General features: G+C 49.7%; 26 protein-coding genes. 25 read left to right on the top strand and 1 reads right to left on the bottom strand.

What is annotated here, in order from left to right:
- Position 1: 1 nt before the first annotated feature.
- The 13 genes from QZ375_RS04185 (at position 2) to QZ375_RS04125 (ending at position 12,020) form a co-directional block, all read left to right on the top strand.
- Complete coding sequence (locus tag QZ375_RS04185) at positions 2-1,141, top strand: D-alanyl-D-alanine carboxypeptidase family protein (RefSeq protein ID WP_295215712.1); 1,140 nt, start codon at positions 2-4, stop codon at positions 1,139-1,141.
- Between the two features lie 164 nt (positions 1,142-1,305).
- On the top strand, positions 1,306-2,643 hold the full coding sequence (locus QZ375_RS04180; protein WP_295215735.1) for a glucose-6-phosphate isomerase: 1,338 nt from the start codon (positions 1,306-1,308) through the stop codon (positions 2,641-2,643).
- A gap of 104 nt (positions 2,644-2,747) precedes the next feature.
- Positions 2,748-3,155, top strand: a complete 408-nt coding sequence (locus QZ375_RS04175) for a hypothetical protein (RefSeq protein ID WP_295215709.1) — start codon at positions 2,748-2,750, stop codon at positions 3,153-3,155.
- Positions 3,156-3,257: 102 nt separating this feature from the next.
- On the top strand, positions 3,258-3,713 hold the full coding sequence (locus QZ375_RS04170; protein WP_295215706.1) for a DUF177 domain-containing protein: 456 nt from the start codon (positions 3,258-3,260) through the stop codon (positions 3,711-3,713).
- A 16-nt stretch (positions 3,714-3,729) separates the two neighbouring features.
- Positions 3,730-3,918: a 50S ribosomal protein L32 gene (rpmF, locus tag QZ375_RS04165; protein WP_295215703.1), complete on the top strand. Its 189-nt coding sequence runs from the start codon at positions 3,730-3,732 to the stop codon at positions 3,916-3,918.
- A 351-nt stretch (positions 3,919-4,269) separates the two neighbouring features.
- Positions 4,270-4,593, top strand: a complete 324-nt coding sequence (locus QZ375_RS04160; protein ID WP_295215700.1) for a hypothetical protein — start codon at positions 4,270-4,272, stop codon at positions 4,591-4,593.
- Positions 4,594-4,707: 114 nt separating this feature from the next.
- Complete coding sequence (gene der, locus QZ375_RS04155) at positions 4,708-6,036, top strand: ribosome biogenesis GTPase Der (RefSeq protein WP_295215696.1); 1,329 nt, start codon at positions 4,708-4,710, stop codon at positions 6,034-6,036.
- A 14-nt stretch (positions 6,037-6,050) separates the two neighbouring features.
- The gene (plsY, locus tag QZ375_RS04150) at positions 6,051-6,728 is read left to right on the top strand and encodes a glycerol-3-phosphate 1-O-acyltransferase PlsY (protein ID WP_295215692.1); all 678 of its coding nucleotides are present in this window, start codon (positions 6,051-6,053) and stop codon (positions 6,726-6,728) included.
- A 16-nt stretch (positions 6,729-6,744) separates the two neighbouring features.
- Positions 6,745-7,746, top strand: coding sequence for an NAD(P)H-dependent glycerol-3-phosphate dehydrogenase (locus QZ375_RS04145; protein WP_295215689.1), 1,002 nt, complete (start codon positions 6,745-6,747; stop codon positions 7,744-7,746).
- Positions 7,747-8,091: 345 nt separating this feature from the next.
- On the top strand, positions 8,092-8,985 hold the full coding sequence (locus QZ375_RS04140; protein ID WP_295215686.1) for a LysR family transcriptional regulator: 894 nt from the start codon (positions 8,092-8,094) through the stop codon (positions 8,983-8,985).
- A gap of 59 nt (positions 8,986-9,044) precedes the next feature.
- Positions 9,045-10,217: an MFS transporter gene (locus tag QZ375_RS04135; RefSeq protein ID WP_295215683.1), complete on the top strand. Its 1,173-nt coding sequence runs from the start codon at positions 9,045-9,047 to the stop codon at positions 10,215-10,217.
- A gap of 254 nt (positions 10,218-10,471) precedes the next feature.
- Complete coding sequence (locus QZ375_RS04130; RefSeq protein ID WP_295215680.1) at positions 10,472-10,999, top strand: sigma-70 family RNA polymerase sigma factor; 528 nt, start codon at positions 10,472-10,474, stop codon at positions 10,997-10,999.
- A complete protein-coding gene (locus tag QZ375_RS04125) occupies positions 10,950-12,020 on the top strand; it encodes a hypothetical protein (protein ID WP_295215677.1) in 1,071 nt (356 codons plus the stop codon). Before QZ375_RS04130 ends, QZ375_RS04125 begins: the two co-directional genes overlap by 50 nt.
- Before the next feature lie 509 nt (positions 12,021-12,529).
- On the opposite strand, the gene prfB is transcribed toward QZ375_RS04125, so the two are convergent.
- The gene (gene prfB / locus QZ375_RS04120) at positions 12,530-13,648 is read right to left on the bottom strand and encodes a peptide chain release factor 2 (protein ID WP_295215674.1); all 1,119 of its coding nucleotides are present in this window, start codon (positions 13,646-13,648) and stop codon (positions 12,530-12,532) included.
- 381 nt (positions 13,649-14,029) lie between these two features.
- On the opposite strand from prfB, the gene QZ375_RS04115 reads away from it, so the two are divergent.
- The 12 genes from QZ375_RS04115 (at position 14,030) to QZ375_RS04060 (ending at position 21,895) form a co-directional block, all read left to right on the top strand.
- Entirely contained in the window at positions 14,030-15,070 is a 1,041-nt protein-coding gene (locus QZ375_RS04115) for an RING finger protein (protein WP_295215672.1), read from the top strand.
- Positions 15,071-15,275: 205 nt separating this feature from the next.
- Positions 15,276-15,587 carry a 50S ribosomal protein L21 gene (rplU, locus tag QZ375_RS04110; protein ID WP_295215669.1) on the top strand — a complete coding sequence of 104 codons (312 nt, stop codon included), beginning with the start codon at positions 15,276-15,278 and terminating at the stop codon, positions 15,585-15,587.
- A complete protein-coding gene (locus QZ375_RS04105; protein WP_295215666.1) occupies positions 15,587-15,913 on the top strand; it encodes a ribosomal-processing cysteine protease Prp in 327 nt (108 codons plus the stop codon). Before rplU ends, QZ375_RS04105 begins: the two co-directional genes overlap by 1 nt.
- 4 nt (positions 15,914-15,917) lie before the next feature.
- Complete coding sequence (gene rpmA, locus QZ375_RS04100; protein WP_295215662.1) at positions 15,918-16,199, top strand: 50S ribosomal protein L27; 282 nt, start codon at positions 15,918-15,920, stop codon at positions 16,197-16,199.
- Positions 16,200-16,309: 110 nt separating this feature from the next.
- Positions 16,310-17,581, top strand: a complete 1,272-nt coding sequence (obgE, locus tag QZ375_RS04095) for a GTPase ObgE (RefSeq protein ID WP_295215658.1) — start codon at positions 16,310-16,312, stop codon at positions 17,579-17,581.
- 15 nt (positions 17,582-17,596) lie between these two features.
- A complete protein-coding gene (locus QZ375_RS04090) occupies positions 17,597-17,998 on the top strand; it encodes a ribonuclease III domain-containing protein (RefSeq protein WP_295215655.1) in 402 nt (133 codons plus the stop codon).
- A 151-nt stretch (positions 17,999-18,149) separates the two neighbouring features.
- On the top strand, positions 18,150-18,887 hold the full coding sequence (locus QZ375_RS04085) for a YebC/PmpR family DNA-binding transcriptional regulator (protein WP_295215651.1): 738 nt from the start codon (positions 18,150-18,152) through the stop codon (positions 18,885-18,887).
- 6 nt (positions 18,888-18,893) lie between these two features.
- On the top strand, positions 18,894-19,280 hold the full coding sequence (locus QZ375_RS04080) for a hypothetical protein (RefSeq protein ID WP_295215648.1): 387 nt from the start codon (positions 18,894-18,896) through the stop codon (positions 19,278-19,280).
- Entirely contained in the window at positions 19,273-19,395 is a 123-nt protein-coding gene (locus tag QZ375_RS04075) for a hypothetical protein (protein WP_295215645.1), read from the top strand. The genes QZ375_RS04080 and QZ375_RS04075 overlap by 8 nt, the downstream gene beginning before the upstream one ends.
- An 80-nt stretch (positions 19,396-19,475) precedes the next feature.
- Positions 19,476-19,823: a hypothetical protein gene (locus QZ375_RS04070; protein WP_295215642.1), complete on the top strand. Its 348-nt coding sequence runs from the start codon at positions 19,476-19,478 to the stop codon at positions 19,821-19,823.
- Positions 19,824-19,925: 102 nt separating this feature from the next.
- On the top strand, positions 19,926-21,647 hold the full coding sequence (locus QZ375_RS04065) for a DEAD/DEAH box helicase (protein ID WP_295215638.1): 1,722 nt from the start codon (positions 19,926-19,928) through the stop codon (positions 21,645-21,647).
- Between the two features lie 5 nt (positions 21,648-21,652).
- Complete coding sequence (locus tag QZ375_RS04060) at positions 21,653-21,895, top strand: helix-turn-helix transcriptional regulator (protein ID WP_295215633.1); 243 nt, start codon at positions 21,653-21,655, stop codon at positions 21,893-21,895.
- Positions 21,896-21,972: the final 77 nt, after the last annotated feature.

Below are 21,972 nucleotides of genomic sequence, written 5' to 3'. Positions count from 1 at the left end.
CATGAAACGGATGATGGCGGCGATATTGGCGGTGCTGTGCAGTTTTGTCCTGCTGGAGCGCAGCGGCGTATTTGCTGCGGAAGCGCCGGAAATTGCATCGGCGGCGTATGTACTTATGGAGGCGGAAACAGGTACGGTTCTGCTGGAATCGGGTGCAGATACACAGCTTTCCTGCGGCATGATGGCGAAGCTTATGACAGCACTCCTGACGGCGGAACAGCTGGAGTCGGGACGCTGGACGCTGGAAACAGAGCTGACTGCCAATGAAGCGGTCAGCGGCATCAAGGGAGCCGTCATCTGGCTGGTGCCGGGGGAGACTATGACAGTGGGCGATCTGCTGAAAGGTCTGATTATCGGCAACGCCAACGATGCCGCCGTTGCACTGGCAGTGGGCATCAGCGGCGATACGGAAAGCTTTGTCATGGACATGAACGCCCGTGCCTTTGATCTGGGAATGCACAATACACGTTTCAACAGCCCTCAGGGAAATCATGAGGAGGGACAGTATACCACGGCGAGAGACCTCGCTCTGCTGTGCGCAGCGCTGTCCCGGTATGATGTGCTGACGCCGTATTTCCAGACGTGGCGTGATTTTCTCCGAGGCGAAGCCACAGAGCTGGTCAATGAAAATGTGCTGGCAAGGACAGATGATACCAGCATCGGCTTCAAGGCGTGCCACACGGAGACAGACGGCTGGAGCATTGCCGCCGGAGCAGAACGACAGCACATGAAGTGCATTGCTGTAGTGCTGGGTTGTCAGACGGATGACGACCGATTTGCTCTGGCGAAATTGCTCCTGCGCCGTGGCTTTGCGGGGTGGAAAGTGGTGCAGCCAGGCTTTTCCGCAGAATTTCTCTATCCGGTAAAAGTGCGGGGCGGCGTGGATCGGGCAGTGTTGGTAGAACCGGGCGAATTACAGGGACTTGTAGTACCAAAATCATGCAGTGAATTGGAGACTGTGCTGGTTTTACCCCGATATGTAGAAGCGCCTGTTTGCAAGGGGCAGAAGCTGGGAGATGCGGCATTTTATCAGGGAGATACCTTGCTCTTTGAAACGACAGTTGTCGCAGCTCAATCCGTCCGGGCACGAAATTTCTGGGATGCCTTACAAAAAATTGCTGTCAAAATGCTAAAATTATAATTGTTTAAGTTGTACAGATTATACAAGAATCTGGATTTCTCTTGCAATCGGGCGCAGAATATAGTATGATAGATATGGTAAAGTGGTTGAGCAATACCCTGCGCCCCGAAAATGGTGCGTTGTATGGCTTCTATAACCTTTTAGAAAGTGGAGGAAATCATATTATGTCTGTCAAGCTGAATGCAAAGTATCTGGCAAATTTTGTTGGCGATGATGAGCTGAATGGAATTCGTCATCAGGTAGAGGCGTCTGCGGAAATGCTGCACAACAAGACCGGTCTGGGTTCGGATTATCTGGGCTGGCTGACCCTGCCGACGGATTATGACAAGGAAGAATTTGCACGGATTCAGGCGGCTGCAAAGAAGATTCAGGGGAACTCCGAGGTTCTGATCGTGATCGGCATCGGCGGCTCCTATCTGGGTGCACGTGCTGCCATTGAATTCCTGAAATCGCCGTTCTATAATAATCTGAAGAAAGATACACCGGATATCTACTATGTAGGTAACAATATTAACCCCACCTATTTGAACGAAGTGATCTCCATCTGTGAGGGCAGAGATTTCTCTGTCAATGTCATTTCCAAGTCTGGTACAACAACCGAGCCTGCGCTGGCATTCCGTGTGTTCAAGCAGCTGGTGGAAAAGAAGTACGGCAAGGAAGGTGCAAAGGATCATATCTTTGCGACCACCGACAAGGCAAGGGGAACATTGAAGGAACTGTCCGATACAGAAGGTTATGAGACCTTTGTGGTACCGGATGATGTGGGCGGACGTTTCTCTGTATTGACCGCAGTTGGTCTGCTGCCTATCGCTGTGGCAGGCTGCGACATTGCCGCACTGATGGAAGGTGCTGCGCAGGCACAGAAGGATCTGACAGCAGATTTCGACAACAACGACTGTTATAAGTATGCGGCGCTGCGGAACATTCTTTACCGCAAGGGCAAGAACGTGGAAATGCTGGTTTCCTATGATCCCAGCTTCGTGATGATGTCTGAATGGTACAAGCAGCTGTTCGGCGAGAGTGAGGGCAAGGATAACAAGGGTATCTTCCCGACAGCCGGTGTATTCTCCACGGATCTGCATTCCATGGGTCAGTTTATTCAGGAAGGCAGCCGCATTCTGTTCGAGACAGTTGTGGATATCAAACAGCCGAAGCAGGACTTCTATCTGGAGCCGGATGCAGAGAATCTGGACGGTCTGAATTTCCTGACTGGTCAGAATATGTCTGTTGTCAATCGCAAGGCACTGGAAGGCGTTATTCTGGCACATACCGATGGCGGTGTTCCGAATATGATCCTGGAAGTAGAGGATGCTTCGGAGAAGAGCCTGGGCTATCTGATTTATTTCTTCGAAAAGGCATGTGCTGTTTCTGGTTATCTGCTGGGCGTAAATCCCTTCAACCAGCCGGGCGTTGAGAGCTATAAGCGCAATATGTTTGCACTGCTGGGCAAGCCGGGCTATGAGGATCAGAAGGCAGCTCTGGAGGCAAAGCTCGCCAAGTAAATGATGAGTTTCACAGCTGCAAAGCGGCTGTAACTGATAAGAACCTGTTTCAATAGGCAGGCTCTAAAAGACATGCCGGATCCCGGCACGAAAGGAGTAAAATTATGATTCAACTGATTACAGGAAAAAAGGGCAGCGGAAAGACCAAGATCATTATTGATAAAATCAACGCAGCAGTGAAGGACACCAACGGCTGTCTTGTTTGCATCGAAAAAGGTGAGACCCTGCGCCGTTCCATTAGCTATAAGGTGAGATGGTGTGATGCAGATCAGTTCAGCATTGACAGCTTCGATGCATTTTATGGCTTCGTTGCAGGTATGCTGGCTGGCAACTATGACATCAAGGAGATTTATGTTGACGGTATTCTGAAGATCGCCGGTGCTGATTTCGAGGCACTGGGCCGTATGCTGGAAAAGCTGGACAAGCTGACCGGCGACGATTCTTCCGTGACTTTCACCGTTTCCGCAGATGTGTCTGAACTGCCGGTTTCTGTGACAAAGTACGTGGACTAATCGGCTGAAACCGGTACTTTTTTGGAATTTTTGAAAAAAAGCTTGACAAGACGGGCTGAAATTTGCTATAATAGGGAATGCAATGCGTGAAAGGAAACAGGTATGGTTTTACAGCTGCGGGAGCTATTTCAGATTGAGGGCATGCGGATGCCGGTGGAGTATCAGATCTCACCGGAAGAGCTTGTCGATGTACGTGGATATCAGTTTGACGCACCAGTGACGGTATCGGGGTCACTTCAGAATCGTGCCGGCATTGTGACACTGCATTACACCGTCTCCTGTACGCTGCATGTAGTCTGTGACCGCTGTCTCAAAGAGCTGACGCATGACTATTCGTATGACTTTTCTCACACAGTTGTACAGTCACTGCAAAGTGAAGGAGACGTGTATGACACATACCTGGTGGCACAACACGACAGCATTGATATGAATGAGACAGCAATCTCAGATCTTTTGCTGATGCTGCCGACAAAGATGCTTTGCCGGGAGGATTGCAAGGGTCTGTGCGATATCTGTGGGTGTGATCTGAACGAGGGCACCTGCGACTGTCGAAAGTAGAAGGAGGTGCCAAGACATGGCTGTACCGAAGAATAAGGTCTCCAAGGCAAGACGTGATAAGAGACGTTCTGCTGTTTGGAAGCTCGATGCACCTGCAATGAGCACATGCGACAACTGTGGCGCATTTAAGGCTCCGCACAAGGTTTGCAAGAATTGCGGATTTTACAAGGGTGTTGCCGTTCTGAAAATGGACGATGCAGAATAAGTGCTGAGAAAAGTTTAGTATTTTGTACGAGGAGGAGAGGCGGCCTGTGCCGTCTCTCTTTTTTGTTTGCTGTAGAATTGCGGGGAATTCTGGATGTTTTCTATGATATGGCGCAATATTGTAGGGGCGAACTGTGTTCGCCCACAAATTTCCGGGAAAGATATCATTGGGTGAATGGTTTTCCCTAAGAGCCTGTTCAGCATCTTTTTTCGCACGTCTTTTCGGCAAATTTTGCCGTTAACTGCGTCGAAAATCCTTGCCATACGTCAGTATGCCTGCGGATTTTTTCCTTGTAAACGACAAAATTATGCTCGAAAATCCGCACATAAAAAGATACTGAACAGGCTCTAAATGGAGGAATGGTTGGTTTTTCTCGCTTTTGGGGAAGTGAATGTGGACAGTGTGGTAGCGTTGCAAACATTCCACCGGAACGTTTGCAAGGTTTTACTGGATGAGATGGTTTTACAAAGGGAAAGCGGTCTTGTACGCTTTCCCCTCGAAAAGCTGTCGCTTTTCTCACCCCTTTTCTCTGCGGCGCAAAGGATGCGCCAGGGCGTTTCGCCGTTTGCGGACGGCGACCAGGGACGCTGTCCCTGGACTCTGCCAGGGCTTCCGCAGCCCTGGACCTGCGCCAGCTGTGCTCAGTTGGACCAGCTTGCCAGGCAACCTTTTTGAAAATGGGTGAGAAATTATTTTAAATGTTACGGACAGTAGGGGCGAACATTGTTCGCCCGTGCACAACGAAACGTAAAAACAGGATATATAACGAAAAAAGGAGATGACAAATTTATGGAATTACCAGTTGTTGCAGTAGTAGGGCGTCCCAATGTGGGAAAATCTACCCTGTTTAATAAGCTGATCGGTCAGCGGCTGTCCATTGTCGAGGACACGCCGGGCGTGACACGTGATCGGATCTATGCCAAGGGCGAATGGCGAAACCGGCAATTTATGCTGGTGGATACTGGCGGTATCGAAACAGTTACCGATGATGTGATCCTGAAACAGATGCGCCGCCAGGCGGAGCTTGCCATTGAGCGTGCCGACGTGATCGTTCTGGTCACAGATGTGCGCTGCGGCGTGACGGCAGATGACAGTGCTGTGGCAAGTATGCTCCAGAAAAGCGGCAAACCTGTGGTTCTCGCAGTCAATAAATGTGATTCTATCGGCGAACCGCCTCTGGAACTGTATGAATTTTACAATCTGGGCATTGGCGACCCCTATCCCATCTCTGCGGCGCATGGTCACGGCACCGGCGATATGCTGGATGCAGTATATGATCTGCTGCCGCCGGAGGATGCGCTGGAGGAGGACGAGGATGCCATCAAGGTTGCCATTATCGGCAAGCCTAATGTGGGAAAATCCTCTCTGGTGAATCGTATTGCCGGAGAAGACCGTGCCATTGTGTCCAACGTTGCCGGAACGACTCGTGACGCAACAGACACCACAGTGGAAAATGAAAACGGTAAGTTTGTCCTCATCGACACCGCCGGTATCCGCAAAAAAGCACGTATTACTGAGCGTATTGAGCATTACAGTGTGCTGCGTGCCTATATGGCGGTGGATCGTGCGGATGTATGCTTGATCCTCATTGATGCGGCAGAGGGTTTTACGGAACAGGATTCCAAGGTTGCCGGCTATGCCCACGAACAGGGCAAGGCGTCCATCATTGTGGTGAACAAGTGGGATCTCATCGAAAAAGACGGTAACACCATGAAAGAATATGAGGAAAAGCTGAAAAATGATTTCAGCTTCATGTCTTATGCACCGTTTCTGTTTATTTCTGCAAAGACAGGACAGCGTGTGCAGAAGTTGTTCGAGAAGATCCAAGAAGTCCACATGCAGAACAGTATGCGCATCTCCACGGGTATGCTCAATGATGTGTTGGCATATGCCACCACTCGTGTTCAGCCACCGTCGGATAAGGGACGCCGCCTGAAGATCTACTATATCACCCAAGCAAGCACCAAGCCGCCTACGTTTGTTATCTTTGTGAACCGTGCTGATCTGTTCCACTTTTCTTATCAGCGGTATATTGAAAATCAGATCCGCTCCACATTCGGTCTAACGGGAACACCTGTGCGGTTTGTGGTGCGGGAACGTGCCAGAGATGACAAATAACGGAGGTTGCAGTTATGCTGATTTTGGCAATTGTTTTGTCGGCAGTGCTGTCCTATCTGCTGGGTAGTTTCAACAGCGCCATTCTGGTGGTGCGTCTGCTGAAACACAAAGACATCCGGGACTATGGCAGCCATAACGCCGGTCTGACCAATACCCTGCGCTGTTTTGGAAAGGGCTGCGCTGCATTGACTTTGCTGGGTGATTTGGCAAAAGGTATTGTTGCCGTGTGGCTGAGCCGGGGTATCTGTGTGCTTCTGGATACTGGTCTGACGGCTCAGCAGGATGTGCATTTTATCGGCTATATTGCTGGTATCTTCGCCATTCTGGGGCATGTGTTTCCTATTTATTATCATTTTAAAGGCGGAAAGGGCGTTCTAGTAGGTGTATCGGTCTTTCTGGGTATCGACTGGAAAGTTTTTTTGTGCCTGATCCTGATTTTTATTGTCGTTCTGGCAATTTCCAGATATGTCTCTTTGGGTTCTATTATCGCTTCGGCTTGCTGCCCCGTGATTACATTCCTGTTTCAGATGTGGCAGCGGGGCGATCTCCCCATGTGGTATATCTGGCTGAATACCGGACTCTCTGCCCTGATGGCAGCATGGGTCATCTGGATGCACCGCAGCAATATCCAGCGGCTGAGAGCCGGAAACGAAAATAAATTCTCATTCCATTCATCCAAGACCCACGAGTGACAGAAGGAGGGTAATTATGGAAAAAGTAACCATCATTGGTGCCGGAGGATTCGGCGTAAGTCTTGCGATCATTGCAAATCAGAACCACCATGCGGTGACAGTCTGGGATATTTCAGAGGAAATTGTCCAGGCGATTCTCCGGGACGGGGAGCATAAGACAAAGCTGCCCGGCGTACCGCTTCCGAAAGAGATCGGGTTCACCTGCGATCCCCAGTGCATGGAGGGCAGCAATCTCATTGTGTTTGTTGTACCTTCTCAGTTCATTCGCTCTGTGGCACAGCGGCTGAAACCGTACATTACGCCCCAGATGGTGCTGGTCAATGCCAGCAAGGGACTGGAAGAAGACACTTTTTTGACAATGAGTCAGGTGATTCAGTCGGAATATCCCGACAATGCTGTAGGCGTGATCACGGGGCCGTCTCATGCCGAGGAAGTGGGGCGAGGTGTTCCTACCACAGTAGTTGCAGCGTCGAAAAATGAATCGGCTGCGGCAATGATACAAGATATGTTCTCCAGTCAGACCCTGCGGATTTATATCAATACCGATCCGGTTGGCTGTGAGATCGGCGGTGCGCTGAAAAATATTATTGCTCTGGCGGCAGGCGTCTGTGATGGACTGAAATGCGGCGATAACACCAAGGCTGCCCTGATGACACGCGGTATTCACGAGATCACCAATCTGGGCGTGAAAATGGGCGGAAAGCCGGAAACCTTCTGTGGTCTGTCCGGTATCGGCGATCTCATCGTTACCTGCTGCAGTATGCACAGCCGCAATCGCCGTGCAGGCATTCTTATCGGCGAGGGTGTTTCCCCCGAAGAGGCAGTAAAGCAGGTGGGCACGGTAGAAGGCTACTATTGCTGCCATGCAGCGTGGAAGCTGGCGCAGGTGCACCATGTGAGTATGCCCATTACGGAACAGCTGTACCATGTGTTGTTTGACGGCGCAAGTGCAGCCCAGGCAGTGCAGAATCTCATGAATCGTCCGAAGAAACGGGAGTATGAGGATATTTTGTCTTGATTGAGAAGTGTTGTTTGAAAGCTGATTTCGTTGTAAACGTCCCACTGGGACGTTTACAAGGCTTTACTTGTGGAAAAGGCTTACCAGGGAAAGCGGTCTTGTCCGCTTTCCCTCGAAAAGCTGTCGCTTTTCTCACCCTTTTCACCGTGCGCCAAGGTATGGCGCAGGAGTTTCGCCGTCTGCGGACGGCGACAAGGGGCTTTGCCCCTTGATCCCACCAGCATTTTTGAAAAATTGCTGGATCAAAAAACTTTATTGCCAGGCAGCCTTTTTGAAAAGGGGCAGGGAACATTTTTTTGCTGTTACGTTACAGCAGCTGCGAAATAATTGCAAGGAGGAAGTTGTATGCTGGATTATCGAATGGATACATTTCTCTCTCTCTGTGAGACAAAAAGCTATACCCGGACAGCAGAGCGACTGCATCTGACCCAGCCATCGGTGACACAGCATATCAAATACCTGGAGCAATTTTATCAGTGCCAGTTGTTTCGCTATGACGGCAGACGGGTGGAAATGACAGAAGCCGGACAATATTTACAAGACAAGGTGATTCTCCAGCGTGCTCAGGATGCAGAGATCCGGAAGCGGTTGTATCATATGAAGGAAGGCGTGACCTTTGATATCGGGCTGACACCGACAGTGGCGTTTTCACCGGTGTTGAAGCCCTTGTGCCCTTATATGCACACGGATGCTCATCCCAGAGTGAAACTCCATGTGGCAGATACACGCCAGTTGCTGCGTCGGATGCAAAATGGCATGCTGGATGCTGTGATCGTGGAAGGGGAAATCCCCGACATGTTGGCAGAGGCAACAGAGTTGTACCGGGAGAAGATCATTGCTGCCGCCTGTCCGACTCTGGCAGAACAACTTTATGGCTGCACTTGGCAGCAGCTTATGCAGCAGCCCTTGATCCTAATGGAATCGGGCTGCGGTCTGCGGACATTGGTACAACAGAATCTGAGCAGTCGGGGGATTTCTCTCTATGACTTTGCGGATGTGCTGGAGGTGGATTCGTTCACCATCCTCAAGGAACAGCTGCGCCAGGGAGACGGCATTGCATTTCTGTTTGAGTCTACCGTGGCAAGAGAACGGGCGGAGCATGATCTGAAGCGCATCTATATTGACACGCCGTCCATGTACGGCACAATATATTTTGTTTCCATGCGGGAACGGCTGGAACAGGAACCCCTTGTACGGCTTCGTGATGCCCTTGCCGCTGCGGTATTGCCACAGAAGTAAAGGTAAGGCAGTACCAATGCTTGGATCCATCCTATGACGAGTATGAAAGAGGGATAAAAATGTATTTACTGTTATTGGCGGTTATATATCTTGCATTTATCAGTCTCGGATTGCCGGATTCGCTGCTGGGTTCCGCATGGCCTACCATCCGGACTGAATTTGGAGTGCCGTTGTCCTACATGGGATGGATCTCTATGATCATTTCAGGCGGCACCATTATTTCTGGGCTGATGTCGGAACGACTTACGAAAAAATTCGGAACAAGAACTGTGATGATCGTGAGTGTTTTTCTCACCGCAGTCGCTTTGTGGGGGTTCTCTACTGCAACAGAGTTCTATCAGATGTGTTTATGGGGCATACCATATGGACTTGGCGCAGGTGCCATCGACGCAGCATTGAACAATTACGTTGCGCTGCATTATAACTCCAGGCATATGAGTTGGCTGCACTGTTTCTGGGGTGTGGGAACGATCATTAGTCCGTATATTATGAGTTATGCCCTGACACACACTGCATGGACGAACGGCTATCGCATGGTTTCTTATTTGCAATTCGGGATTGCCGCTGTGCTGTTGTTTACGCTGCCTCTGTGGAAAGTCAATAAGTCCACTGCTGTAAAAGAAAATAATACCGAAATTCTTGGTATAAGAGGCGCCCTGAAAATCAAAGGCGTGCCGTATCTTTTGATAGGCTTTTTGTCCTATTGTGCGGCAGAAGCTACAACCATGTTATGGGCAAGCAGTTACCTGGAGGGGACGAGAGGCGCAGCAAAGGAAGAAGCTGCTGCATTCGGTTCGTTGTTCTTTATCGGGATCACAGTGGGAAGATTTTTATCAGGCTTTTTGTCAGATAAATTGGGGGACAATAGGATGATCCGCCTGGGCACAAGTATTGCATTATTTGGCGTGTGCTTTATTACGCTCCCTTTCAAGATCACATCTGTGATTGGATTTATTATAATTGGGCTGGGCTGTGCGCCGGTTTATCCGTGTATTATCCATTCCACGCCGAAAAACTTCGGCGCAGAGAATTCGCAGGGCATTATCGGCATTCAGATGGCAAGCGCTTATGTTGGTTCAACCTTTATGCCGCCTATTTTCGGCTTGATCGCAAATCATATAAGTCTGAAGATCATGCCTGTGTATCTTGCATTTTTTATGATTCTTCTGCTTGTTATGATTGCAAAAACGGAAAAGGCGTGTCATACGAATCTCTCAGACTCCAATAGATAAATTTGCTGGTGGTGTACAAGAAAAGTACGATGTCATCCTGTCTGTTCTGGATAGATATCATGGAAGTAACCGAAAAATGACCCGGGAAGGAGCTAGTTATTCTTTCCGGGTCATATTTTTTGTCCCTGCTGTATTTTCGTGCAGACGTTTTCTGTTTCACAGCAAAATTTTTTGAGAAAGTGAGATATTTTGCCCACTAAGATCGTTATAGGGGTGAAGCACTTCAAAAAGAGATGCCGAAGGAGGTGGACTGAATGGAAGAACAGCAATTTCAACAGAAGCTGAAACAATACAAAGACACAGTTTATCGCATCGCTTATACCTATCTCCGGAACAAGGCAGATGCAGAGGACGTGGCGCAGGAGACATTCCTGAAATTCTTTATGCACAAAGAACCATTCCCGGACGAGGGAGTGGAAAAGGCATGGCTCATTCGTGTGACCATCAACGCCTGTCATGATCTGTGCCGTTCGTCGTGGCATAAGAACCGGGCAGAACTGCTGGATGAAATGGCGGATGCTTTTGCAGAACCGTCAGAAAATGCACTGTATGCAGCAGTGTTCTCTTTACCGGAAAAGTACCGGGCAGTGATTTTGCTATATTATTATGAGGAATATTCCGTGAAGGAAATCTCTCAGATCACCGGGCGGAATCCCTCAACCATTCAGACGCAGCTGGAGCGTGCCCGAAAGAAACTGAAGGCACTGCTGGAACAGAAAGGTGGGTTTCACTATGGACAAACGGCAATACAAACGAGTTATGGAACAGATTCGCATGTCTGATGCGTGCGAGCAGAAGATCCTGGCGGCAGTGCAGAAGGGGGAACAGCCTGTTTCCGCCAAGCCCCGTGTAACATGGAAAAAGAAAGCTGCCATTGCCATTGCGGCAGTGGCGTGTGTCAGTGTGGTTAGTGTCTGCTCCGTGGCGGCGGCACAGCATGTCAGCGTGCTGCAATTGCTCTTCCCGGAAATGACAGTGGAAGAAGTGCCGGGATCTGCGGTAAACCTGTATGGTACGATGGAGAATTTCACGGTGACCGGCATGGAGGGCATGACCATTACACCGTCAGCAGTTGTGCATGACGCCAGAACCATTTATCTGCTTTTCGATGTCGTGCCGGACGAGGGCATCGATCTGGAAAACAAGATGCTCATGGAATATACGACACCATCGCAGAATGGACTGGAATATCCGAAAATCAACGGCGAATGTGGCTGGAAAGAGGACGGCGAACCTTTTGCATTGGCAGAATGCGGACGTGGAACGGAACTGACAGCGCTGGGGAATGGTTCATATCAATTTGAATATGAGCTGAAATTCAAGGAACCTTTTGATGCAGATACGTTGGATGTGGAGATCGCATTGTCAGATGTTACGGATTTGCTGAAAGAACAGGACGGTTATATCGAATACGAACAAATGGAACTGTTGGGAACGATCTCTGCAACCCTGCATCTGGGTGAACCGCTGGAAGCACGTTCTTATACTTTTGAGGAGCCAGTATGCATCGAATCCATCAGCGGAACAGCATATCTGGAACAGCTGGGGATGCAAGGGTTTACGCTGACAGCTTCCGGCACAGGTCGGATCTACCTGGACGGCAGCCCGCATCATCCTGACTACGCCTTGACGCCGGTGGTTCTGACTCTGACAGACGGCAGTACACTGTCCGGTATTGTGACAGGCGCTTCGTATTATCACGATGGCGAAGGCTGGGATTTCGAATGCCGTCTGGAAAAGCCCATTGACCCGGCGGATGTAGTTTCCGTGCAGCTGGGTGACAATATGGTTCCTCTCAATTAAACATTTCCCGTTTTCACATACAACTCTCCAAAAAACCGGGTGCAGCGATTCACATAGCTGCATCCGGTTTTGCTTTTGCGCACGCAAATCAATTTTAAAATTATATGCTGTAAAATGAATCATTTTATGTAGGGGCGACCATTGGTCGCCCGCCAAAAATCCAGGCAAACCGCAACGGGCGACCAATGGTCGCCCCTACAATAGAAATAGCCGCCTTAGAGCCTGTTCAGCATCTTTTTTCGCACGTCCTTTCGGCAAATTTTGCCGTTAACTGCGTCGAAAATCCTTGCCATACGTCAGTATGCCTGCGGATTTTTTCCTTGTAAACGACAAAATTATGCTCGAAAATCCGCACATAAAAAGATACTGAACAGGCTCTTATGTGGAAGTCAGGCGGTTATTTCCGTTTTATGAAGAAACTGCAAGTCAGCGTTATACAGAAACAGCGTTACCCATAAAAGGGATAACGCTGTTTTTTTCTGTTCTATTTTTCGTTTGAATGGAACGTATTACTTTTGCAGAGTGCCGCTGGAAAGTGCTTTCAGATATGCGTTAATGAAGCCGTCCAGATCGCCGTCCATGACTGCCTGGATATTGCCGTTTTCAAAGCCAGTGCGGTGATCCTTCGCCAGGGTATAGGGCATGAACACATAGGAACGGATCTGCGCACCCCATGCGATCTCCTTCTGGACGCCCTTGATGTCGGCGATCTTGTCCAGATGTTCCCGCTCTTTGATCTCTACCAGCTTTGCACGGAGCATTTTCATGGCGTAGTCCTTGTTCTGGAACTGGCTGCGCTGGGTCTGGCAGGAAACCACAATGCCTGTGGGCAGGTGGGTCAGACGGACTGCGGAACTTGTCTTGTTGATATGCTGACCGCCGGCACCGCTGGAACGGAATACGTCCATTTTGATATCCTCAGGACGGATGTCTACTTCCATGGAGTCGTCGATTTCCGGCATCACTTCCAGCGCTGCAAAGGAAGTGTGACGGCGTCCGGAGGAATCAAAGGGTGACACGCGCACCAGACGGTGTACACCGGATTCCGACTTCAAAAAACCGTAAGCGTTATCGCCGGAGATCAGGATGGACGCACTCTTCAGACCGGCTTCGTCACCATCCAGATAGTCCAGCAGCTCCACTTTGTAATTGTGGCGTTCTGCCCAGCGGTTGTACATACGGTAGAGCATTTCTGCCCAGTCCTGTGCCTCAGTACCGCCGGCGCCAGCGTGGAATGTGAGGATGGCGTTGGAACTGTCATATTCGCCTGTCAGCAGGGACGCCAGCTTCAGGGATTCCAGTTCTTTCACAAAGTTGTCCGCCTCTTCGTTCAGCTCAGCATTGGATTCCTCCTCGCCCTCTTCCATAGTCAGCTCAATGAGGGTCAGAATATCCTCCAGGGATTCTTCCATTTTCTTGTACTTGTTGATCTTGTTCTCCAGAGCCTTGGATTCCTGGAGCACTTTCTGGGAATTCTCCAGGTCATCCCAGAAGCCTGGTTCGGCCACCTGCTTTTGCAGTTCATCATAGCGTGCCTGTGCGGCTTCAATGCCAAGAACTTCATACAGTTCTTCCAGTTCCTTTCGGTAATCGCTCATGGTGACACGCAATTCATCTAATAAAATCATGGGTATTCTCCTTTATGTCATAGTGATGTTTCAGGATCAAAACAGTTTCTACATGGTGAAACCTCCTGCTATTCTTCGTATCTTTTTTATTATACTACAAAATCATCTGAGATGCAAATATTTTCTTTGGATATTGAAAAAATTTTTCCCATGTGATATAATAAGAAGAAAGTATTCAAGGCAATACCGCACAAGGATTGCACGTTAGATGCGCAGTCAGATTTTTCGTCAGATGAAACAAAAAGCGGAGTGAATACTTTGTGTATTCACGAGCATTTTTGCGAAATATGACGGAAAATATGCAAGCATATGACGTGCAAAGCCGTCAGGCGGTCTTTGTGCGGTGTTGCCTTAAAGTACCCATGGAAAGAGGGATGGTATATGAGACTGCATACAGGAGATCCGTGTTTCGGCTGCGGAAAAAAGTTACAGGAAAACGATGAGGTGGTAGTCTGCCCGGAGTGCGGTACGCCCTATCATCGGGAATGCTGGGCAAAGAATAACAAGTGCATCAATATAGAACTGCATCAATCCGGGGAAACCTGGCAATCAGAACAAAAAAAAGAAGAAGAACAGAAGCCGGAGCGGATCTGCCCTAACTGTGGTACTGCCAACGATCAGGCTGCACAGCGGTGTCAGAACTGCGGTGCTTCTATGGAGGTGTCGCTGCAGATGCCGTCCTGGGAGGAAAACGGGGACAGCAATGTGCCGCCCCAACGGGATTCCTTCCGGGAACGGATGCGCAGGACAGCAGAGATGATGGGAATGGACGATCCCTGCTGCGGCATGAACCGGGACGATGTCATCGGCGGAGAACGCCTGGAGGATGTGGCGGATTTCGTGGGCAACAACACCCTGTACTATCTGCCGAAATTCCGGCGGTTCCATGAGGGACATAGGATTTCCCTGAATTTTCCCTGCCTGATTTTTCCTCAGTTTTATTTTGCAAACCGGAAAATGTGGCTGTTTTCTATCATTTTGATTGCTGTGATGACACTGCTGCATCTGCCGCAGATGGCAATGATGCTGCAAACAGCACTGCCGGACATGATCCAGACGATGAAGAGTACTGAGGGCAGTATGCTCGCAGAAATGTATCCCAACATGCAGCAGATGATGCAGGGAATGCTGGAACGGCTGGAAGGCTGTGAGACTTTTGTATATAATGCAGCTGTGATCTGTAACTATCTGGAAGTCGGTATGACCATTGTTCTGGGACTTTCTGGGAACTGGCTGTATTATCATTTTGTGCTGCGCCAGGTGAATCGAATTGCAAAGGAAGATCTTTCCAAAGAAATGCGCCGTCACCGGCTGCGCTCTCAGGGCGGCACAAACGGCTGGCTCATTGTGGGCATGGTCGCTTTGCAGTATCTCCTGACCTGTGTGATGTTTGTTGTCTTATTTGTGATTTTAATGGTATAAGGGAAACAACATACAATCTTTGTGCAATATTGCCGTAAGATTTATCATAGGAAGAATGATTGCCCCCCTCCGAAAAAAATTTTAGAAAAATCTTGACAAGCTCACGGAAATATGATACAATAAAAAAGCCGCATGCGTCCGGGTCAAAAAGCATTTTTATGCACCCAGCGCAGCGAGTTTTTGTAAAAGGCAGGTGCCAGATATCATGTACGCAGTAATTGAAACCGGCGGAAAGCAGTATCAGGTAAAGGCAAACGATACGCTCTTTATCGAAAAGCTGAACGTAGAGGCAGAGGACAGCATTGTATTTGACAAGGTTGTTGCAGTCGGCGGCGAGGACGGTCTGAAGATCGGTAAGCCGTATGTAGACGGTGCTTCTGTTCGTGCCAAGGTCATCAAGAATGGCAAGGCAAAGAAGATCACTGTTATGACTTACAAGCCGAAGAAGGGCGAGAAGAAGAAGCAGGGTCACAGACAGCCCTATACCCAGGTGCAGATCGAAGCCATTGAGGCATAATGATTTCCGCACGTTTTTTCTATGCAGGGGAGCACTGCACGGGCTGTTCCGTTGAGGGACATGCCGGCTATGCAGAAGAGGGTGCAGATATTGTCTGTGCAAGCGTTTCTTCCGCAGTGCAGACAGTTGCCAATCTCATGACGGAGATATACCATCTCCCGGTTTCCGCAGAGGAAACAGAGAAAACAGCGGCAATTGTACTCCGACTGGACAAACCGGATGATTCCGGAAATGCAGACCGGCTCTTTGCCGGACTGGAATTGCAGTTCCAGCTGCTTGCAGAGGCTTATCCTGCGTATATCCAATTGAGACACATGGAGGTGTAAAGTTATGTTGCGCATTAGTATGCAGTTTTTTGCACATAAGAAAGGTTCTGGTTCTACCAAGAACGGCCGTGATTCTGAGTCCAAGCGTCTGGGCGTAAAGCGTGCAGACGGTCAGTTTGTAAAGGCTGGCAACATTCTGGTTCGCCAGAGAGGTACTCACATTCATCCGGGCAATGGTGTTGGCATCGGTTCTGATGACACACTGTTCGCTATGGTAGATGGTACCGTAAAGTTTGAGCGTGTTGGCCGTGACCGCAAGAAGGTCAGCGTATACGCTGCTCAGTAACTGACAGCTTTTGCTGTTTTACGTGAAGAACGACAGGAAATCCCGAGCGGCACGCTTGGGATTTTTTGATAGAAATTTATAATGTCTAAAACAGGAAGGAGACGAAAGCTATGTTTGTGGATCAGGCTCGCATTACCATTAAAGCAGGTGACGGCGGCGACGGTGCTGTTTCGTTTCACCGGGAAAAATATGTGGCAGCCGGCGGCCCCGACGGCGGTGACGGCGGAAAAGGCGGCGATATCGTTTTTCAGGTGGACGATAACTTCTCTACGCTGATTGATTTTCGCTATAAGCGGAAGTACACCGCCCAGCGTGGTGAAAACGGCGGTGCTCGTAACTGTACCGGAAAAAGCGCACCGGATCTCATTATCCGTGTGCCTCGGGGTACTGTGGTACGTGAAACAAAAACCGGCCGCATCATGGCGGATCTCTCCACCGATGAACCCCAGATCCTTGCCAAGGGCGGCAGAGGCGGAAAGGGTAATATTCACTTTGCCACTTCTACCCGGCAGATCCCACGGTTCGCAAAGCCGGGCTTTCCAGGCGAAAGCTTTGATGTGACCCTGGAACTGAAGCTTTTGGCTGATGTAGGACTGGTGGGTTTCCCCAATGTGGGAAAATCCACGCTGATCTCTGTGGTCAGCGCTGCAAAACCGAAGATCGCCAACTATCACTTCACTACCCTGACTCCGGTATTGGGCATGGTGCGTGTGGCGGAGGAGCAGTCCTTTGTCATGGCGGATATCCCCGGTCTGATTGAGGGCGCCAGCGATGGCGTGGGACTGGGACATGATTTCCTGCGCCATGTGGAACGCTGCCGGCTGATTTTGCATGTGGTGGATGTCTCCGGTTCTGAGGGACGTGACCCCACCCAGGATTACGAGACCATTCAGGGCGAACTGGAACGATTCCGGGAAGAACTGGCAGAGCGTCCTCAAATTGTGGTAGCAAATAAGTGCGATATGGCAGAACCGGAACAGATCGAACGTTTTCGCAGCTATATCAAGGAAAAGGGACTGCCCTTCTATGAGATCTCTGCGGCGACTACAGCTGGTACAGCAGAGCTGGTACAGGCAACGGCTGCAATGCTGCAAACACTGCCGCCCATTTTGCAATATGAGCCGGAGACGCCTACGCAGGAAGAACTGGCGGAAAATGCCCACGGTCAGTTCGAGATCGAAGTGGAGGACGGCGTGTATTATGTCCATGCGCCCTGGCTGGAACCCATTCTGCGGACAGTCAACATGGACGATTATTCGTCTTTGCAGTACTTCCAGCGTGTGCTCCGCAGCAGCGGTATTATTGATGCACTGGAAGAAAAGGGCATCCAGGAGGGTGACGGCGTTGATATCCTGGGATTCGAATTCGACTTTGTGCCGTAAGGAGGCTGAGCATTGATGCAGCTTGGTATCACAGCGTCTCAGGCGAGACAATACAGCCCCCTGGCATTGGCATTTCTGGGGGACAGCGTCTATGAGGTCATGGTGCGGGAACGGCTCTTGCTGGAGGCAAATCAGCCAGCGGCAAAGCTGCACGAGAAAAAGGTGCAGCTGGTCTGTGCGGAATTCCAGGCACAGGCAGCCGACCGTATTCTGTCTCAACTGACGGAGGATGAGCTTGGGGTGTACAAGCGCGGCAGAAATGCCAATAATACTGTCCCACGCCATACAGCGGCGCAGGATTATCATAAGGCAACAGGACTGGAAGCATTGTTCGGCTATTTGCACCTGATTGGCGCAGAGCAGCGGCTTGTGGAATTGTTTGCCGTTTGTATAGAAGATGCGATGTCATCCATATAAGGAAAGGGCAATGTAGCGTGTCATCCTATTGAAAAAGTTTACATTGTTATATGCCAGATTCGGCGGGAGCAAGTCCCCGCCCTACCCTTCTGGTTTTCAAGGAAAAAGCCATGTTTATGGATGCAACTGAAAAAAGAGGAGTGTTTGCAATATGTCAGGACATTCGAAGTGGAATAATATCAAGCGAAAAAAAGAGGCGACTGATGCCGCAAAGGGAAAGATCTTCACAAAGATCGGCAGAGAGATCACCGTCTGCGTCAAAGAGGGCGGCCCTGATCCCAACACCAATTCCAAGCTGCGGGATCTCATCGCAAAGGCAAAGTCTAACAACGTGCCCAATGACAACATTGACCGTGTCATCAAGAAAGCGGCAGGCGAGGGCGACAAGAATAACTATGAGACTATCGTTTATGAGGGCTATGGTCCTAACGGTGTGGCTGTTATCGTAGAGTGCCTGACCGACAACAAGAACCGGACTGCCGGCGATGTACGTCATTATTTCGATAAGTTCGGTGGCAATTTGGGTACACCGGGCTGCGTTTCCTTTATGTTCAGCGAAAAAGGTATGGTAGTACTGGAAAATACCGGTCTGGACGAGGATCAGGTCATGGAGGACTGCTTCGAGTTTGACGCAGATGATTTCTCCATGGAGGATGAGGATGTGATCGAGGTATCCTGCGCACCGTCTGCACTGAGCGGACTGCGTGAGGGGCTGACTGCAAAGGGCTACAATGTGCTTTCTGCGGAAGTCATGCAGATCCCGGCGACTTATACCACGCTGGAGGATGAGGATGCCATCAAGAAGATGAATCTTCTGCTGGAACAGTTGGAGGATAATGACGACGTACAGAATGTATATCATAACTGGAGTATGCCAGAAGAGGAATAACAGCTGATGGAACACACAGAACCCCCACAGGAGGAATCCGTTAGAACGTGGTTTTTTCGTGGCGTGCGGACGGCTTTTATCATTTTGCTTATGCTGATCCTGCTTGTGACCGTCAAAGCGAAAAACATTGTAGATCAGACTGATCTGGACGGGAAGGATTTTGTCTGCCTAAAAGAGGGATACTATTGCGGCGATGGTGTCTGTGAGGAAGACCATTATGTCGGATATCTGTATTATACAGACCAATACACGGAAGAAGATGCTATGGAAATGGCAGGATTCACCAAAATTGGAGAAAATAGATATTCCAACGGGGAGTTTGCAAAAGTTTGTTGGAGCTGCAGCTATAAAAATGGATACATCCTGAGATATGAAATCACGGGGCATGATTAAAATACTATGGATCAGTCAGGCGATGAGAAAGATCGTTCTTCTGCTGGAGCAGCTGGAGGATAGCGATGACGTACAGAATGTATATCATAACTGGAATATGCCGGAAGAGGACTAATGGCGTTTGACAGGGGAATGGGCGTATCCGGTTTCGCCACGGGCGGTGCTGGGTGCGCTTTTTTGTCGGGAGGTGAGCTTTTGAATATTTGGAGAAAAATGATTTTGACATTTTCCCTATTGCTCATATTGTTGACAGGTTGCTCCACAGACGGAGAAAAGCTCGCAGATAAAATGGATTTAGAGGGACAGAGTTTCTGTCATGTGAAAGAGGGACATTATTGCGGCGAAGGAATGTGCGAAGAAAATCACGGCACAGGATATCTTTATTTCACAGACGAACTGACACAGGAAGAAGCCATGGAACAGGCTGGCTTTCAAAAAACGGAAACAGACTACAGCAACGGTCCGGAATATGCAGAAATCGTTGAGGTTCGTACGTATGAAGATGGCTATCTACTGGAATACCGTATTACGGGGTCAGGCTGATGGATTCAGCAAAAAATGCAAAGGAATTAAGAAGAGTATCATTTGATGGCATAACACAAGAGTTGCTATTTGAGGAACAAGAAATCGTAGAAAGGGAGTAACATGCAATTTCAAGAACTAAACCTATCCGCACCGCTGCTGGAGGCAGTGGCGCAGCTGGACTTTACAGAAATGACAGAGATTCAGGAAAAAACCATCCCTCTGCTGTTGGAGGGCAAGGATGTGATCGGCAAATCCAACACCGGTACGGGAAAAACCGCCGCATTCAGCATTCCCATTCTGGAGCAGATGCAGCCGGAGGACTGTAATCATGTCTGCGCTCTGATTCTTTGCCCCACCAGAGAACTTGCGATGCAGGCGTGCGATGAGATCCGGAAATTTGCCCGGTTCAAAAAGCATGTGCGTCCTGTTGCCGTCTATGGCGGTGCCAGCATGGACAGACAGATCCATCAGTTGAAAAACGGTGCAAATCTGGTAGTGGGGACGCCGGGACGTGTGCTGGATCATCTCCGCCGCCGTACACTGAAGCTTGACCAGCTGCAAACCATTGTACTGGACGAGGCGGACGAAATGCTGAACATGGGTTTCCGGGAAGATATCGAAGCGGTACTGGCGCAAGTTCCAGAGGAACGGCAGACGGTGCTGTTTTCCGCAACGATGCCCCCGGCGATCCTGGCGATCACCAAGCAATATCAGAAAGACCCGGTGCTGGTACAGATCCAGAGTGCACACCGGACGGTGGATGCTATCGCCCAGTACTATGTCAGCGTGCCTATGGGACGCAAGACCGATGCGTTACAGCTGCTTCTGCTGGCGAAGCAGCCCAATTCCACCATGATTTTCTGTAATACCAAAAAGACCGTGGACGAGCTGACAGAAGCCCTGTGTCTCCGGGGATTCCCAGCGGTGGGACTGCATGGAGATATGAAACAGCTCCAGCGTACTCAGGTCATGAACGGTTTCAAAAGCGGCAGAAGTACCATTCTGATCGCAACGGATGTGGCAGCACGTGGCATTGATGTTAAGGGCGTGGACGCTGTGTTCAACTACGATCTGCCCCAGGATCATGAGTATTATATTCACCGCATCGGCAGAACGGGACGTGCCGGAAAGACTGGTACGGCGTACAATATTCTCAGCAGCCGCAAGCAGGAGATGGAACTGCGTGACATTTCCCGTTATACCAAGGCAGATATCACGGAGATCGCAGTGCCTACTTCCAAGGAATTGCGGGCACTGGCTGTGGATGCGCAGCGGGAGAAACTGCTGGCATTGTCGGAGACGGAGATCTCTGAGGAGGCAATGGCACTGACGGAAACGCTGCTGGAGCAGGGAGATTCTGCGAAACATATTCTTGCAGCAATGGTGCAGCAGCGTCTGGAAGAGGTAACGAAAAACTTGCCTACCTTTGATGTGCCGAAGCCCATTCGCAAGGGCAAGCGTGCCGGGGCAAAGACCGTGCGTGTGCATATTAATGCCGGACGAAAAGACCGGATGGCACCCAATTTTATCCTGGGTGCACTGGTGGAAGCCACAGGTATGGCAGGCAACGAGTTCGGGAAGATCGACATTCACGATCAGTTTACCACGGTGGAAGTGCCTGAGGCAGAGCTGGACTTTGTGGTGGATGCCATGCAGAATGAGAAGATCAACGGTAAGCAGGTGGCTGTGCGGAAATACGAGGAACGTGACGGCGGCTATGGTTATCGCCGGGAGGATGCCCGGAACCGGGGCAGAAACGGCGGTCAGCGGCGTTCGTCCCGGCATGGATACACCCAGAATCCCCGGAACGGTGGGTATAACCGGAAACGGCGGAAAGGGTAAGTAAAATGGGAATTTATGATGTCGTGGTAGAGCGGCTGAAAGAACTTTGCGCACAGCGGCATCTGACCCAGAACGGACTTGCTTATGCGGCAGGTGTATCGCAGTCAACTATTAAAAGCATTATGTGCGGCGAGAGTAAAAATCCGGGAATTGTCACGCTGAAAAAGTTATGTGATGGGTTAGAAATTTCGATCACTGATTTTTTTGATACGCCGGTGTTCCGGGAGTTGGAGCAGGAATTGCAGTAAAATAGGAAAAGGCAGATGCGTCAGGACGGCGTGTCTGCCTTTTCTTTTTGAGCATTTACAAAAATATAATATTATGT

This window comes from Ruminococcus sp. (genome assembly GCF_019417665.1).
Lineage (GTDB): Bacteria > Bacillota > Clostridia > Oscillospirales > Ruminococcaceae > Ruminococcus_C.
Note: the sequence above shows the minus strand (reverse complement) of the source record. Positions and strands in the feature narration are given on the sequence as shown.

Excerpts from the sequence above, each read along its gene's own strand:
- QZ375_RS04125 (WP_295215677.1), top strand. The coding sequence starts at position 10,950 with ATGGACAAACGGCAATACAAACGAGTTATGGAACAGATTCGCATGTCT.
- QZ375_RS04145 (WP_295215689.1), top strand. The coding sequence starts at position 6,745 with ATGGAAAAAGTAACCATCATTGGTGCCGGAGGATTCGGCGTAAGTCTT.
- QZ375_RS04160 (WP_295215700.1), top strand. The coding sequence starts at position 4,270 with ATGGAGGAATGGTTGGTTTTTCTCGCTTTTGGGGAAGTGAATGTGGAC.
- prfB (WP_295215674.1), bottom strand. The coding sequence starts at position 13,648 with ATGATTTTATTAGATGAATTGCGTGTCACCATGAGCGATTACCGAAAG.
- QZ375_RS04115 (WP_295215672.1), top strand. The coding sequence starts at position 14,030 with ATGAGACTGCATACAGGAGATCCGTGTTTCGGCTGCGGAAAAAAGTTA.
- QZ375_RS04185 (WP_295215712.1), top strand. The coding sequence starts at position 2 with ATGAAACGGATGATGGCGGCGATATTGGCGGTGCTGTGCAGTTTTGTC.
- QZ375_RS04065 (WP_295215638.1), top strand. The coding sequence starts at position 19,926 with ATGCAATTTCAAGAACTAAACCTATCCGCACCGCTGCTGGAGGCAGTG.
- obgE (WP_295215658.1), top strand. The coding sequence starts at position 16,310 with ATGTTTGTGGATCAGGCTCGCATTACCATTAAAGCAGGTGACGGCGGC.
- QZ375_RS04180 (WP_295215735.1), top strand. The coding sequence starts at position 1,306 with ATGTCTGTCAAGCTGAATGCAAAGTATCTGGCAAATTTTGTTGGCGAT.
- QZ375_RS04135 (WP_295215683.1), top strand. The coding sequence starts at position 9,045 with ATGTATTTACTGTTATTGGCGGTTATATATCTTGCATTTATCAGTCTC.
- der (WP_295215696.1), top strand. The coding sequence starts at position 4,708 with ATGGAATTACCAGTTGTTGCAGTAGTAGGGCGTCCCAATGTGGGAAAA.
- QZ375_RS04130 (WP_295215680.1), top strand. The coding sequence starts at position 10,472 with ATGGAAGAACAGCAATTTCAACAGAAGCTGAAACAATACAAAGACACA.
- plsY (WP_295215692.1), top strand. The coding sequence starts at position 6,051 with ATGCTGATTTTGGCAATTGTTTTGTCGGCAGTGCTGTCCTATCTGCTG.
- QZ375_RS04080 (WP_295215648.1), top strand. The coding sequence starts at position 18,894 with ATGGAACACACAGAACCCCCACAGGAGGAATCCGTTAGAACGTGGTTT.
- QZ375_RS04105 (WP_295215666.1), top strand. The coding sequence starts at position 15,587 with ATGATTTCCGCACGTTTTTTCTATGCAGGGGAGCACTGCACGGGCTGT.
- QZ375_RS04085 (WP_295215651.1), top strand. The coding sequence starts at position 18,150 with ATGTCAGGACATTCGAAGTGGAATAATATCAAGCGAAAAAAAGAGGCG.
- QZ375_RS04060 (WP_295215633.1), top strand. The coding sequence starts at position 21,653 with ATGGGAATTTATGATGTCGTGGTAGAGCGGCTGAAAGAACTTTGCGCA.
- QZ375_RS04175 (WP_295215709.1), top strand. The coding sequence starts at position 2,748 with ATGATTCAACTGATTACAGGAAAAAAGGGCAGCGGAAAGACCAAGATC.
- rpmF (WP_295215703.1), top strand. The coding sequence starts at position 3,730 with ATGGCTGTACCGAAGAATAAGGTCTCCAAGGCAAGACGTGATAAGAGA.
- QZ375_RS04170 (WP_295215706.1), top strand. The coding sequence starts at position 3,258 with ATGGTTTTACAGCTGCGGGAGCTATTTCAGATTGAGGGCATGCGGATG.
- rpmA (WP_295215662.1), top strand. The coding sequence starts at position 15,918 with ATGTTGCGCATTAGTATGCAGTTTTTTGCACATAAGAAAGGTTCTGGT.
- QZ375_RS04075 (WP_295215645.1), top strand. The coding sequence starts at position 19,273 with ATGATTAAAATACTATGGATCAGTCAGGCGATGAGAAAGATCGTTCTT.
- QZ375_RS04140 (WP_295215686.1), top strand. The coding sequence starts at position 8,092 with ATGCTGGATTATCGAATGGATACATTTCTCTCTCTCTGTGAGACAAAA.
- rplU (WP_295215669.1), top strand. The coding sequence starts at position 15,276 with ATGTACGCAGTAATTGAAACCGGCGGAAAGCAGTATCAGGTAAAGGCA.
- QZ375_RS04090 (WP_295215655.1), top strand. The coding sequence starts at position 17,597 with ATGCAGCTTGGTATCACAGCGTCTCAGGCGAGACAATACAGCCCCCTG.